General features: G+C 67.9%; 12 protein-coding genes. 5 read left to right on the forward strand and 7 right to left on the reverse strand.

Going from position 1 to position 13,448, the window contains the following annotated elements:
* Window positions 1–60 precede the first annotated feature (60 nt).
* Window positions 61–852, forward strand: a complete 792-nt coding sequence (locus N8888_RS13975) for a hypothetical protein (RefSeq protein WP_263175286.1) — start codon at window positions 61–63, stop codon at window positions 850–852.
* A gap of 55 nt (window positions 853–907) precedes the next feature.
* Here N8888_RS13975 and N8888_RS13980 read toward each other — a convergent pair whose 3' ends face one another.
* The 5 genes from N8888_RS13980 to hflK form a co-directional block, all read right to left on the reverse strand.
* Complete coding sequence (locus N8888_RS13980; protein ID WP_263175288.1) at window positions 908–3,034, reverse strand: methyl-accepting chemotaxis protein; 2,127 nt, start codon at window positions 3,032–3,034, stop codon at window positions 908–910.
* 189 nt (window positions 3,035–3,223) lie between these two features.
* Window positions 3,224–4,516 carry an adenylosuccinate synthase gene (locus N8888_RS13985; RefSeq protein WP_053518619.1) on the reverse strand — a complete coding sequence of 431 codons (1,293 nt, stop codon included), beginning with the start codon at window positions 4,514–4,516 and terminating at the stop codon, window positions 3,224–3,226.
* Window positions 4,517–4,792: 276 nt separating this feature from the next.
* A complete protein-coding gene (locus N8888_RS13990; protein ID WP_053518621.1) occupies window positions 4,793–4,978 on the reverse strand; it encodes a DUF2065 domain-containing protein in 186 nt (61 codons plus the stop codon).
* Between the two features lie 65 nt (window positions 4,979–5,043).
* Window positions 5,044–5,907, reverse strand: coding sequence for a protease modulator HflC (hflC, locus tag N8888_RS13995; protein WP_053518623.1), 864 nt, complete (start codon window positions 5,905–5,907; stop codon window positions 5,044–5,046).
* Window positions 5,904–7,037, reverse strand: a complete 1,134-nt coding sequence (gene hflK, locus N8888_RS14000) for an FtsH protease activity modulator HflK (RefSeq protein WP_074899529.1) — start codon at window positions 7,035–7,037, stop codon at window positions 5,904–5,906. The genes hflC and hflK overlap by 4 nt, the downstream gene beginning before the upstream one ends.
* Window positions 7,038–7,188: 151 nt before the next feature.
* Between hflK and N8888_RS14005 the strand changes: the two genes are divergently transcribed.
* Window positions 7,189–8,184, forward strand: coding sequence for a YhdH/YhfP family quinone oxidoreductase (locus N8888_RS14005; RefSeq protein WP_053518628.1), 996 nt, complete (start codon window positions 7,189–7,191; stop codon window positions 8,182–8,184).
* 88 nt (window positions 8,185–8,272) lie between these two features.
* Entirely contained in the window at window positions 8,273–8,644 is a 372-nt protein-coding gene (pilH, locus tag N8888_RS14010; protein ID WP_053518630.1) for a twitching motility response regulator PilH, read from the forward strand.
* Between the two features lie 118 nt (window positions 8,645–8,762).
* Here the strand turns inward: pilH and N8888_RS14015 are convergent, their stop codons facing one another.
* A complete protein-coding gene (locus tag N8888_RS14015; RefSeq protein WP_053518631.1) occupies window positions 8,763–9,647 on the reverse strand; it encodes a DnaJ C-terminal domain-containing protein in 885 nt (294 codons plus the stop codon).
* Window positions 9,648–9,908: 261 nt separating this feature from the next.
* Between N8888_RS14015 and N8888_RS14020 the strand changes: the two genes are divergently transcribed.
* Window positions 9,909–10,391 carry a peroxiredoxin gene (locus N8888_RS14020; protein WP_065182640.1) on the forward strand — a complete coding sequence of 161 codons (483 nt, stop codon included), beginning with the start codon at window positions 9,909–9,911 and terminating at the stop codon, window positions 10,389–10,391.
* Between the two features lie 29 nt (window positions 10,392–10,420).
* Entirely contained in the window at window positions 10,421–10,996 is a 576-nt protein-coding gene (locus tag N8888_RS14025; RefSeq protein WP_197572018.1) for a ferritin-like domain-containing protein, read from the forward strand.
* A gap of 43 nt (window positions 10,997–11,039) precedes the next feature.
* On the opposite strand, the gene pbpC is transcribed toward N8888_RS14025, so the two are convergent.
* Window positions 11,040–13,421: a penicillin-binding protein 1C gene (gene pbpC, locus N8888_RS14030; protein ID WP_263175297.1), complete on the reverse strand. Its 2,382-nt coding sequence runs from the start codon at window positions 13,419–13,421 to the stop codon at window positions 11,040–11,042.
* Window positions 13,422–13,448: the final 27 nt, after the last annotated feature.

Here is a 13,448-nt window from a genome sequence, read left to right on the forward strand (position 1 = left end):
AGACCACCGGCCTGCGGCATACTCCACGGTGCCGCAGGGCGCAGAGCGGAGGAAAGGGCCATGAAACGATGGACTGGCATGTTGGGGCTGCTGGTGTGGCTCTGCGCCGCGTCACCGGCCGTTTCCGGCAATGCGCGGGCTCCCGCCGCGCCAGCGGACGATGTGGGTACCGCGCAGGCCGTCGCACAGGCTGAAGCGCGTGGCCGGCAGATGTTCGAGCACGACCTGGCGGCCGAGCGCGCAACTGACGCCCTGCTCGAACAGGGCATGCGCGGCGACACCCGGGTAAGGGGCTGGATAACCGAACAGCGCGGCAGCCACTACGAAGTCAGCATGATCGGCGACGGCGCAGTGGTCCTGTATAGGGCCGCCACCGACGCGCAGGGAAGGATGACCGGCGCAACCGAGACTCTGGATGTTCCAGCGGCGCCAACGACCTACCAGGCCGGCGCTGCCGCCGCACGGGCGCTGGCGCTGAACAGCGCCTTCGACGCCTGCGCGCAGACCTACAACAGCGTGGTTCTTCCGGCGCCCGGTACGGCCGCCGATGCGTGGACGGTCTACCTGCTGCCCGCCACCACCGATCCTGCCGTAGTTCCGCTGGGCGGCACGCATCGTCTCGACATCGCCCACGGTCGGATCGTCTTCCGCCGCGCCTTCACCCACAGCTGCATCCAGCTGAAGCGTGCGCCACCCGGTGCGGCGATGTTCATCACCCATCTGCAGGACCCGACACCGACCGAGATCCATGTGTTCTGGAGCCTGTGGGCCCGCTCGCCGATGTACGTCTCCACGGGTAAGGACGTGATCTGGAAGATCGAGGACGGCCGCATCCGCCGCATGCAGGACTGACCGGCCACCACGCGCGAACACGTGGCGGCCCGTACCTTCAGGCGGCTGCCGACGGTCAGGCCGCGCGTGCTGCCACCGTGCGGACTACACCGCTCTGCTCGATATGGAACACCGCGACCGACGCGGTCAGCGCATTGGCCTGCTCTTCCAGCGCGCGGCTGGCGGCAGTGGCTTCTTCCACCAGTGCGGCATTCTGCTGGGTCACCTGATCCATCTGCACCACCACCTGATTGACCTGTTCGATGCCGGCCGCCTGTTCCTTGCTCGCCGCAGCGATGTCACTCATCAGCTGGTTGGTGCGTGCGCTGGCCTGTGCCAAGCGGGCAATGGCTGCTTCCGACTCGACCGTGACCGCCAGACCGCTCTGCACCTTGCCTGCCGCCTCTTCGATGAGTTCCTTGATCTCCTTGGCGGCGATGCCCGCACGCTGCGCCAGCGTGCGCACTTCACTGGCGACCACGGCAAAGCCGCGGCCCTGCTCACCCGCGCGGGCAGCTTCCACCGCAGCGTTCAAGGCCAGGATGTTGGTCTGGAAGGCGATGCCATCGATGACCGTGGAGATTTCCGAGATGCGCGCCGAGGACTGATCGATCTCTCCCATCACAGATGCCATCTGTGCCATTGCCTGTTCGGTGGCCCGCACCGCCGCGCCGGCAGCGTGTGCCTCGCTGTCGGCCTGGCGGGCCAGCTCGGCATTCTGGCGGACGGTCGAGGTCAGTTCTTCCATCGATGCCGCCGCTTCTTCCAGGTTGGCGGCCTGCTGTTCGGTACGGCGCGACAGGTCGCTGTTGCCGGCGGCGAGCTCCTGCGCGGCATTGTTGATGCTGTCGGCAGCGTCCTGGATGCCGCGCACGATGCCGGTCAGCTGGGCCGTGGTGGTGTTGGCATCGTCGCGCATGCGGGCGAACACGCCGTCGTAGTGACCGTCCATGCGCGCAGTGAGGTCGCCCCCGGAGACCGCGCGCAGCACATCGGAGACGTCGGCGATGCTGGCCTGCGAACTGGCCATCATGCCGTTGAGCTGCTCGACCATCGCCCTGAACTGATACTGGAACGCACTGGCATCCCCACGCACGCTGAAATCTCCGGCGCGCGCCGCGCGGACCAGGTCGTCAATCTGGGTGTTGACTGCCAGCAGGCTCTGTTTCACTGCGGCCAGGGTGCGGGTCAGCGTACCCTTCTCGCCGGGATAGTCCGGAAGGTCGCGGCTGAGGTCGCCGATGGCATAGCGCTGCATGACCTCGGCCATCAGCAGTTCCACCTGCACGTGTGATTCCACCAGGCTGTTGGTGGCCTGCACCATGCGCCCGAAATCGCCCGGAAACGCGCTGGCGTCCATGCGGTAGCGGATCGCACCCGCCTCGTGCTGCTCGGCCATGTGCATCTGCGCCCCGATGGCGGCCTGCACGCTCTGCCGCACGCTGGCCATCGCCTCACCCAGCCGGGTCAACTCGTCACGGCCGCCGAGGCGGAATTCCTGGTCCAGCTGGCCCTTGGACAGGCGCTCGGCCAGGTTCACCGCGCGTGCCAGCGGACCGGTCAGGCTGCGACCGATCATCACCGAGGCGGCAATGCCGACCAGCAGGGCCACGCCTCCCAGCACCAGCAACTGCAGCAGACTGCGTTCACCCAGGCGGATCGCCTCGGCGGCGGCCTCGCGGCTTTCCTTCTCTTCGAAGTCGACTCCCTCGGACAACGCCTTGTTCCAGCCGTTGGCCGCTTCCTGCACCGGCCCCAGGGTCAGTGCCACGGCAGCGGGGTAGTCGCCCTGCTCCATCAGTTCGCTGGTCTGCTTGTTGAGCGGGCGCGCAAGGGCGCGCTTGGCCGCGATGGTTTCAGCGATGGCCTTGCCCTCTGCATCGCCCGGCAGGGCCTGATAGGCGGACCAATCCGCCTCGTAGCGCTTGACCAGGTCGGCAATGCGCTTCTCGTCGCTGCCGCGCTCTTCGCCCTGGCGGATCAGCATTTCGCGGCGCACTACCATCATCTGGTTGTTGGCATCGAGCATCTGCGACAGCAGGCGTACCTTGGCCACACTGACGTCGACCACCTGCTGCATCGCGCGCTTCTGCACGACACTGGCGGTGGCGCCGGTGGCCACCACGGCCGCGACCAGCAGCAGCAACAGGCCAAAGCCCAGCCCAAGACGCCAGGCAACCCTGACATTCCTCAAGTAATCCATGGGTACATCCAAAACGGGGGGATGTGGGCATATCGGCGCTCCCCCCCTTACCTTGACCCGTGGCGGCAGGAGGCTTCGGGCTCGGTTCACGTTGGTGAGGCAGGCCGACCCAAAACGAAAAAGCCCCGCTTTCGCGGGGCTTTTTCATCCAGCGACACCGGACCGGGCCCGGCGTGGCCTGGCGGACACTCAGGCGAACGGATCCTGCAGGACCATGGTGTGGTCGCGATCGGGGCCGGTCGAGACGATGCTGATCGGGCAGCCCGCCAGCTCCTCCAGCGAACGCAGGTAGGCGCGCGCGGCCGGCGGCAGGTCATCCCACTGGGTGATGCCGTGGGTGTTCTCGCTCCAGCCCGGGAACTCCAGGTACACCGGGGTGCACTCTTCCCAGCCCTGCGCGTCCAGCGGTGCGTACTCGGTACGCTTGCCGCGGTATTCGTAGGCGATGCAGACCTTCAGCTTCTCCATGCCGTCCAGCACGTCCAGCTTGGTGATGCACAAGCCGCTGATGCCGTTGATGGCCACGGCGCGCTTGAGCGCGACGATATCCATCCAGCCGCAGCGACGCGGACGGCCGGTCGAGGCGCCGTACTCGGCACCGCGGTCGCGGATGCCCTGGCCGATCTCATCGTCCAGTTCGGTCGGGAACGGACCGCCGCCGACGCGGGTGGCATAGGCCTTGGCGATGCCCAGCACGTAGTCGATCGCATCGGCACCCACGCCGGCGCCGGCCAGTGCGCCGCCGACGGTGGTGTTGGAGCTGGTGACGTACGGATAGGTGCCGTGGTCGATGTCCAGCAGCGCGCCCTGCGCGCCTTCGAACAGCACGCGCTTACCCTGCTTGCGCAGGTCGTGCAGGATGCCGGCGACGTCGGACTTCATCGGCTCGACGTACTCGCCGAAGGCAAGTGCCTCGTCGTAGGTCTTCTGGAAGTCGATCGCGTCGGTGTTGAGGTACTTGGTCAGCACGAAGTTGTGGTAATCCAGCGCGGTGCGCAGGAGTTCTTCCAGCTGCTTGGGGTAATGCAGGTCGGCAATGCGGATGCCGCGACGTGCCACCTTGTCTTCGTAGGCCGGGCCGATGCCACGCCCGGTGGTGCCGATCGCCTTGCCGCCGGCAGCGCGTTCGCGCGCCTGGTCCAGGGCGATGTGGTACGGCATGATCAGCGGCGCGGCCGGGGAGATCTTCAGGCGCGAACGCACTTCCACGCCGGAGGTTTCCAGCTCGGCGATTTCCTTCTGCAGCGCGGCCGGCGAGATCACCACGCCGTTGCCGATCAGGCACAGTGCGTCGTCGCGCAGGATGCCGGACGGGATCAGGTGCAGGACGGTCTTCTTGCCGTTGATGACCAGCGTGTGGCCGGCATTGTGGCCGCCCTGGAAGCGCACGACCGCGCCGATTTCCTCAGTGAGCAGATCGACGATCTTGCCCTTGCCTTCATCGCCCCACTGGGCACCCAACACTACGACAGACTGACCCATGACGGGCTCCTCGATTTGTTGCGGCCATCGGGGCCGCGGACGGGTAAACCGTGGCGGGGGTGGCCAGCGCGGTCATGGCGGCTCCAAACGGGGAGCGGCCGGCGATGGATGGCCCAGACACGGAAAAAGCCGAACGGGGGAGGCCCGTCCGGCTTTTGTGCATTATCCGGGTTTCCGGGGTCGGGTGCCACCTTTCCGACGGACGGCTTCACCCAGCGGTCAGGGGCCCGAAACGGGGTCAGATCCCTTTCCTGCGGAAAGGAATATGACCCGCTGCTAATGCCGTGCCCACCACAGCAGGCTCAGGCCGGCCAGCAGGATCAGGCCGCCAAAGCTGCGCAGGGCCGGTCCAGGCAGGTCCAGCAGGCGCTCGGCCATGCGCTTCCAGGCCAGCGGGGCCGCGAACAGGAACAGGCCTTCCAGCACCGCGACCAGGCACACGGCCGCGAACAGGTCTTTCATCGGGAACTCCAGAAATGGCACGGGGCCCGGCATCTGGCCGGGCCCCGTGGGTAGTGCGTGCGACCTCAGCGATCGCTCTTGAGGTACTGCAGGAACGGGTCGTTCTTGTCGAGCACGATCACGCCGTTGCCGTCGGTCATGGAGCCACGGTAGGCCTCCAGGCTGCGGTAGAAGGCGTAGAACGCCGGATCGGCAGAACCGGCCTTGCCATAGATGCGCGCGGCATCGGCATCACCTTCACCGCGCAGGCGCTGGGCATCACGCTCGGCTTCGGCGATCAACACGGTGCTGTCGCGGTCGGCCTGGGCGCGGATCGTCAGCGACTGTTCCTCGCCTTCGGCGCGCAGCTTGGCAGCCTCCTGCTTGCGCTGGGCGCGCATGCGCTCATACACGTCGTTGATGACCTGGCTGTCGGTCGGCAGATCGACCTGCTTGATGCGCAGATCGATCATCTGCATGCCCAGCCCCGCCACCGCCTCGTTGATGCCCTTCAGCTGCTCGGCGATCAGCTCGCTGCGGTCGCCGGACACCAGCTGCTGCAGGGTGCGCGAGTTGATCTGGTTGCGCAGCGAGTCAGTGATGATCGGTGCCAGGCGGGCATTGGCGATGCGCGGATCGCCGCCGGTGGCACGGAAGTAGTCACCCACGTTGGAGATGTAGCCGATCGCGAAGAAGTCGACGCTGACGTCCTTCTGCTCGGCGGTGAAGTAACGCGCAGGGGCGGTATCAAGCACCTGGAAGCGGCGGTCGAAGACCTTCACCGTTTCCACGATCGGCAGCTTGAAGTGCAGGCCCGGCTTGATGTCCGAGCGCACCACCTTGCCCAGGTTCAGGACCATGGCGGTCTGGTCCTCGCGGACCACGTACACCGAGCCCAGCAGGCCCAGCACCACCGCCACGATCACGGCGATCCAGATTGGACTCTTCATCGGCTGCCCTCCTCACGGCCGCTCGGTCGCCCGGTCGGGCGGCCCGTGGGCCGGCCCGGGTCACGGGAAGGTTCCGCTGCCGTGGTACCCGGCAACGAAGGCATCACCACGTCCGGATTCGGCACGCCGGAGGCCGACGTCGCAGGACGGGTATCGCCGGTCATCGGCACGTAGATCAGCTGGCGGCCATCGCCGCCGATCACCTTGCGGTTCTCGCTCAGCACCTGCTGCACCGTTTCCAGCCACAGGCGCTTGCGGGTCACGTCCGGCGCATCCTTGTACTGGGCCTGCAGCAGGCTGAAGCGCTGTGCATCACCCTCGGCCTTGGACACCACGGCCTGCTTGTAGCCTTCGGCGGTGGTACGGGCGCGCGAGGCCTGGCCTCGTGCTTCCGGCACGACCTTGGCAGCGTAGGCCTGGGCTTCGTTGATCAGGCGTTCCTTGACCTGCTGCGCACCGTTGACCTCGTCGAAGGCCGGCTTCACTTCCTCCGGCGGACGGGCGTCCTGCAGGGTCAGGCCGGTGACGGTCAGGCCGGTCTTGAACGCGCGCAGCAGCGCCTGCAGGCGCTCCTCGGCAGCCGCGGCCAGCGGTCCACGGTTGTTCAGCACGGCGTTGAGATCGGCACGGCCGACTTCCTCGCGCACGGCACTCTGGGCGGACTGTTCCAGCACCTGGTTGGCATCGACCGTGCCGAACAGGTACTGCTGCGGATCATCGATGCGGTACTGGACGTTCAACGACACGTTGACGATGTTCTCATCGCGGGTCAGCACCGGAACCTGGATCGAGAAGGTCTTGATCTCGGTCGCGTTGACCTTGGTGACCGACTCGATCGGCCACGGCAGCTTGAAGTTCGGTCCGGGCTGCAGGATGCGCGAGAACTGGCCGAAGCGCAGCACCACGCCACGCTGCTGCTCGCCGATCAGCTGGAAGCTGGAGAACAGCACCAGCAGCACCAGGGCTGCCACCACCCAGCGGACGATGCCGCCATCGAACAGATCCTTCAACGGCCCGGGCAGCCCGCCCCAGCCACCACCATTGCCACCGCCGCGCGACCCGAACGGCCCGCGTCGATTGTCCTCGGGGCCTTGTCCGCCCTTGTTGCCGCCGGGTGTATTCCAGGCCATGCACGCTCCATCAAGATATGGGCTGCGGCGCGGGCCCTTCCCGCGGCGCCAGCCGTGAACCATCACCGATCATACAAGATGGGGCGGATCGGCAGGATCGAAAGGGGGCGAACGGGGTAAGGTGGCGTTTTCCTCGAAGTCAGGCACGCCGATGGTCCCCACCACCCCGTTCACCGCCTTCCGCATCGAGAGCGACGACGCCGGCTACCGCAGCGGCCTGACCCGGCTGGGGGTCGACGACCTCAACCCCGGGCAGGTGCTGATCCGCGCCCGGTGGTCCTCGGTCAATTACAAGGACGCCCTGGCCGGCACCGGCAAGGGCCGGATCCTGCGCCGCTTCCCGCTGGTGGGCGGCATCGATGTGGCCGGCACGGTCGTGGCCTCCACCGACCCCGCCTGGCGCGAGGGCGACGCCGTGCTGGCCACCGGCTGCGGCCTGAGCGAAACCCGCGACGGCGGCTACAGCCAGTACGTGCGGCTGGAGTCGAGTGCGGTGATCGCGCAGCCGCCCGGGCTCAGCCCGCGCGAGGCGATGGTGCTGGGCACGGCCGGTTTCACCGCCGCGTTGGCGCTGCTGCGCCTGCAGGACAATCGGCAGACCCCGGATCTGGGCCCGCTGGCGGTGACCGGCGCCAGCGGTGGCGTGGGTGCCCTGGCGCTGTCGATCTTCAGCCGCGCCGGCTATACCGTGCACGCCGTCAGCGGCAAGCCGGAGCAGGCCCGCTTCCTGCGCGACATCGGCGCCAGCGAGGTTCTGCCACGCGAGGCGTTGGCCGATACCGGCCCGTTGCAGACCGGGCGCTTCGGCGGGGGCCTGGACAATGCCGGCGGCGACATGCTGGCCAGCCTGCTGGCGCAGACCGTGCCCTACGGCAGCGTGGTCAGCGCAGGCCTCGCCGCCAGCCCGAAGCTGGACATGACGGTGATGCCCTTCATCCTGCGTGGCGTATCGTTGCTGGGCGTTTCTTCGGCCAACGCGCCACGCGCCCTGCGCGAAACCGTCTGGGCGCGGTTGGGCGACGACTGGAAGCCGCAGCATCTGCAGCAGATCTGTACGGCGGAAGTCGGCCTGGAGGCGCTGCCGGAGGTGTTCGAGCGCATGCTGGCCGGCGGCTCGCTGGGACGCACGGTGGTACGGATCGACTGAACGTTGCAGGCAGGCGACGGACGGCAGGCGCCGCCCTCCCGCCGGTAATCCGCCCGCACTACACTGCGGGCATTACCTGGGGAACAACATGGCACGCATTCTGATCGTCGACGACTCACCGTCGCAGCTGTTGGGGATACAGCGCATCGTCGAGAAGCTCGGGCACCAGATCCTGACCGCCACAGATGGCGCCGCCGGGGTGGAAGCCGCCCGTGCCGAGCTGCCCGATCTGGTGCTGATGGACGTGGTCATGCCCAACCTCAACGGTTTCCAGGCGACCCGCACCCTCGCCCGCGACGAGGCGACCCGGCACATCCCGGTGATCCTGGTGACCACCAAGGACCAGGACACCGACCGCATGTGGGGCATGCGCCAGGGCGCCAAGGCCTACATCACCAAACCGTTCTCGGAAGATGAGCTGTCCGAGGTGCTGGAGCGGGTGTTCGCCGGGCAGGGCTGAAGCCGCAGCATGCGCGGGTAGCGCCGGGCCATGCCCGGCGAGCGCAGCGGGTCAGGAGCCGCCGGGCATGGCCCGGCGCTACCCTTGGGTTGATTCACCGAGGGCCCTGCACAGGGCGTCAGATTGATTCGCCGAAGGCCTTGGCCAGGTTGCGGTATGCCTTCTTCTGCGCTTCGTCGGTGGCGGCCGGGGCAATGATCTCCAGCTCGACGATCTGATCGCCGTCGGGATTGCCCGGCAGGCCGCGGCCGCGCAGGCGAAGCTTGCGACCGGCTTCGGAATCGGCCGGAATCTTCAGCTCCACCGCGCCGCCCAGCGTGGGCACGCTGATGCTGGTGCCCAGCGCTGCCTGCCAGGGCGTGACCTGCAGCGAATACAGGATGTTGCGGCCATCGACCTCGAACTGCGGGTGTGCGGCGTACTCCACCTCCAGCAGCAGGTTGCCACCGTGGTTGCCCTGCCCCGCCAGACGGATCACCTGGCCGGGACGGATGCCCTTGGGCACGCGCACATCCAGCTGCCTGCCGTTGACGGTGATGCGCAGGCTGTCGCCGTTGTAGGCGGCCTCCAGCGGCACCGACAGCTTGGCGCGGGTATCGCGGTTGGGTGCATGCCCCTGGCTGCTGAATCCCGGGCCCGGTCCCTGGCCACCGCGCTGGCGGGCGAACAGGCTCTCGAAGAAGTCGCTGAAGCCGCCATTGGGGCCACCACCGCCGAACACTTCCTCGAAATTGAAGCCACCGCCACCGTAGTTCGGCGGCACATTGAATTCCTCGCCCGGCCGGTAGCCCTGCGCGCGCAGCTGGTCATAGGCCGCGCGCTTTTCCGGATCGCGCAGCGCCTCATAGGCTTCATTGACCGCCTTGAACCTGTCTTCGGCCCCGGCCTCCTTGCTGACGTCCGGGTGGTACTTGCGTGCCAGCCGGCGGTATGCGGTCTTGATCTCCGCATCACCCGCACTCGGTTCCACCCCCAGGGTGGCGTAATAATCCTTGAATTCCATCCAGCTACCTCGATTCGCTTCGGCCGCGCCGGTGGCGCCGCCCCGGGTTCATTCTACGCGCCGGCGATGCTACGCCGCCCCTCGTGCGGCCCCGGTGAGGCCGACTGATCCTGCGCAATGCGCCTGCCATCGGCCTGCGCCACGCTGTGGCTGGAACCCTGGCGCGTGCCCCCTGAAGATGGGGCCTGCACGCGGGGTTTCCAATGTCTTGACGCCCCTGTCCCATCCCGCCCACTAGCCTGCCCCAGCAAGGAGTCCATCATGACCATCCATGTCGGCGACCGCATTCCGGAAGTGACCCTCAAGCGCATCCGCGAGGGCATCGAGACGCTCGATACGCACTCGCTGTTCGACGCCCGCAAAGTGGTGCTGTTCGCCGTGCCCGGCGCCTTCACCCCCACTTGCTCCGCCCGCCACCTGCCCGGCTTCGTCGAGAAGTTCGAGGCGTTCCGCCAGCGCGGCATCGAGGTCTACTGCATGGCGGTCAACGATCCGTTCGTGATGAAGGCCTGGGCCGCTGACCAGCACGTACCCGAGGGCCTGCTGATGCTGTCCGACGGCAATGCCGAACTGACCCGCGCGCTGGGCCTGGAACTGGATGCCAGTGCTTCGGGCATGGGCATCCGCTCGCGCCGGTTTGCCCTGTACGTGGACGACGGCGTCGTCCGCGCGGCCTGGATCGAGCAGCCCGGGCAGTTCGAAGTGTCCTCTGCCGAATACGTGCTGGAGCACCTGCCCACCTGATCTTCCACCGCAAGAGGAAACGGCCAGCCATGTCCAATACGCCAGCCAACGCCACCACGTCTGCCCACCCGCTTCCCGGCATCAGCGACCGCAAGGTCCTGCGCGAACGCGCGCGGCGCAATATTGAAGATGGCGCGATCACCGAAAGCTACAGTGCCGACCGCAAGGCCGTGATCAAGCTGCTCAACGACGCCCTCGCCACCGAGTATGTCTGCGTGCTGCGCTACTACCGGCATTACTTCACCGCCAAGGGGATGCTGGCCGATGCGGTCAAGGCCGAGTTCCTTGAGCATGCGCAGCAGGAACAGGCGCATGCTGGCAAGCTGGCCGAACGCATCGTCCAGCTCGGCGGCGAGCCGGACCTCAATCCGGACACGCTGAGCGCGCGTTCGCATGCCGAGTACAAGGAGGGCAGCGACCTGCGTGACATGGTCCGCGAGAATCTGGTCGCCGAACGCATCGCCATCGACAGCTACCGCGAGATGATCGACTTCATCGGTGATCGCGACACGACCACCAAGCGCATCCTCGAGGAGATCCTGGCGCAGGAAGAAGAGCACGCCGATGAGTTCGCCGACCTGCTGGACGGGTGGATCGGGGAATAGCGCTGCGCGTATCGGATACCGCGTGCCGGCCGTGGGCCGGCACCTACCGGAGGACGTTGAAACGCACCTGCGTCCACGCGCCATCGACAGCCAGCGCGGTCAGCGTATGGCTACCCGGTTCGGCGAACTCGCGCTGCATCAGCTGAGATCCCCGGGTCTGTGCGATCCAGCGGCCATCCAGCAGCCAGTCCACTGCCTGCTCGCTGCCCAGCGCGCGCAGCTGCAGGCGCACGCCGTGTTCGGCATTGGGCGCGCGCGCCAGCGTGGCCCCGTCATTCAGACCGTCCACGTGCAGCGCCACGCTGGCCTCACGGCCATCGTCGCGGCAGTCCGGTGACAGCGCCGGCAGCTGCGACAGCTCCCGGGTCGCCTTCGGCAGCCACGGCGACAGCAGCGCCGGCCAACGGGCGATTTCGCGCGCCACCTCCTCATGGGGCAGACGACAATCGGCCGAGACGCGCAGACCGGTGCGTGCATCTGCCAGGTAGCGCTGACGGCCCGGTTGCCAACGCCGGGCTTCGCGCTCGGGGAACGTGAGCGGTACGGCGCCGTCGAGCAGGTACGCCGGCATCCGCCGCTGGCACACGGCCGGCGGCAATCCTTCGGCGCGTTCACCGGTCGGCCAGCAGATGTCGCCCTGGCTGACGCTGGCCGGCATCGGTACCGCCGCCGAATCGCCACGCTGGCGCGGCAGACTGTCGACCACCTCGAACATCAGCGGCAGTGCGGTGACCGCGCCGTACTGGCCCGGCAGGGGCGTGCCGTCGGGCCGCCCCACCCATACGCCCACGGTGTAATGCCGCGTGCTGCCGATGGCCCAGGCATCGCGGTAGCCGTAACTGGTCCCGGTCTTCCAGGCAACGCGGGGGCGCCCTCCCACATCGAAGGTGCCCACGCCATACCCCGGACGCGGGTTCGACTCCAGCATCTCGCGTACGATCCAGCTCGCCCCCGGCGACGCCAGCCGCCGCTCGATCATCGGCGCGTCATCGGTGTAGCGCACGCGGCCGGCGATACCGTTGCGGTTCAGTGCGGCGAATGCCCCGACCAGATCTTCCAGCCTCGCGCCGGTGCCACCGAGTATCAGCGAGAGATTGGGGGGGCTGCCCGCGGGAAACCGCAGCTGGATGCCGGCGTGTGACAGGCGCGCGGCAAAGCGCGCGGCGCCGACCCGCTGCAGCAGGTCCACCGAGGGTACGTTGAGCGACAGACGCAACGCACTGGAGGCGCCGATCGGGCCATTGAACGCCATGTCGAAGTTGCCCGGGCGGTAGCTGCCGAAGCTCTGCGGCGCGTCCACCAGCAGGCTCTCCGAGTGGATCAGGCCGTCATCCAGCGCCATCGCGTACAGGAACGGCTTGAGGGTCGAACCCGGCGAGCGCCAGGCCTGCACCATGTCGACGTGGCCCAGGCGCTGGCGGTCGCCGAAGGACAGCGTTCCCACGTAGGCGCGCGCCTGCAGGGTCTGGTTGTCGACCACCAGCAATGCCGCCGACGTCCGCTCCGGCAGGCTCGAGAAATAGCTGGCCACGCGCTCTTCCAGTGTACGCTGCAGGCCGATGTCGATGCTGCTCCGGATGCGCGCCTGGCCGGGGTGTGCCGCATGCAGCCGCTGCGCCAGCAATGCCGCATGCAGCGGCGGTCGCAGCGACCGCGCCACCACGTTCTCGATGCGTGCATCCTCCACCTCATCCGGTGTCCACGCCCCCCGTTCGGCCATGCGTGCCAGCACCTTGTCACGTGCCTTCTGCGCCGCTTCCGGATGGCGGTCCGGGCGCAGGCGGCTGGGTGCCTGTGGCAGCACCGCCAGCAACGCGGCCTCGGCATGTGACAGCTGCGCGGCCGGCTTGCCCAGGTAGGCCCAGCTGGCAGCCTCCACGCCCTCGATGGTGCCGCCGTAGGGCGCACGCTCCAGATACAGGGCCAGGATCTCCCGCTTGGAAAGATGCGCTTCCAGCTGCAGGGCACGCAGCACCTGCTTGAGCTTGCCCCAGGGGGTACGCGAATGCGGGTCGAGGATGCGTGCCACCTGCATGGTCAGGGTCGAGCCACCAGAAACGATGCGTCCGCCGCGCAGCAGCTGGCCGCCGGCACGCAGGATCGCCAGCGGATTGATGCCCGGATGGCGCCAGAACCAGCGGTCCTCGTAGGTCAACAACGCCTGCAGGTACAACGGCGAGACGCTGTCGATCGAGGCCGGATAGCGCCACACGCCCTCGGCATCGGCGAACGCACGCAGTGGCGTGCCGTCGGCAGCCACCACCAGGGTGCTGGTGTCGCGCTGCTTCGGCAGTGGCGGCGGGAAAACGACGTCCAGTACCAGCAGCAGCGTCAGCAGACCCGCCGTTCCCCAGCGCAGCCACGGCCACAGCGGCCGCAGCCGGCGGCGCAGGTCCGCCCGCCGGGTCGTCATCGCGCTCTTCATTGCAGGATGCCAGCAGGACGGGCCGCG

It is taken from the genome of Stenotrophomonas maltophilia, from assembly GCF_025642255.1.
Lineage (GTDB): Bacteria > Pseudomonadota > Gammaproteobacteria > Xanthomonadales > Xanthomonadaceae > Stenotrophomonas > Stenotrophomonas maltophilia_P.

Coding starts and splice junctions, on each gene's coding strand:
- N8888_RS13975 (WP_263175286.1), top strand. CDS start 61: ATGAAACGATGGACTGGCATGTTGGGGCTGCTGGTGTGGCTCTGCGCC.
- N8888_RS13980 (WP_263175288.1), bottom strand. CDS start 3,034: ATGGATTACTTGAGGAATGTCAGGGTTGCCTGGCGTCTTGGGCTGGGC.
- N8888_RS13985 (WP_053518619.1), bottom strand. CDS start 4,516: ATGGGTCAGTCTGTCGTAGTGTTGGGTGCCCAGTGGGGCGATGAAGGC.
- N8888_RS13990 (WP_053518621.1), bottom strand. CDS start 4,978: ATGAAAGACCTGTTCGCGGCCGTGTGCCTGGTCGCGGTGCTGGAAGGC.
- hflC (WP_053518623.1), bottom strand. CDS start 5,907: ATGAAGAGTCCAATCTGGATCGCCGTGATCGTGGCGGTGGTGCTGGGC.
- hflK (WP_074899529.1), bottom strand. CDS start 7,037: ATGGCCTGGAATACACCCGGCGGCAACAAGGGCGGACAAGGCCCCGAG.
- N8888_RS14005 (WP_053518628.1), top strand. CDS start 7,189: ATGGTCCCCACCACCCCGTTCACCGCCTTCCGCATCGAGAGCGACGAC.
- pilH (WP_053518630.1), top strand. CDS start 8,273: ATGGCACGCATTCTGATCGTCGACGACTCACCGTCGCAGCTGTTGGGG.
- N8888_RS14015 (WP_053518631.1), bottom strand. CDS start 9,647: ATGGAATTCAAGGATTATTACGCCACCCTGGGGGTGGAACCGAGTGCG.
- N8888_RS14020 (WP_065182640.1), top strand. CDS start 9,909: ATGACCATCCATGTCGGCGACCGCATTCCGGAAGTGACCCTCAAGCGC.
- N8888_RS14025 (WP_197572018.1), top strand. CDS start 10,421: ATGTCCAATACGCCAGCCAACGCCACCACGTCTGCCCACCCGCTTCCC.
- pbpC (WP_263175297.1), bottom strand. CDS start 13,421: ATGAAGAGCGCGATGACGACCCGGCGGGCGGACCTGCGCCGCCGGCTG.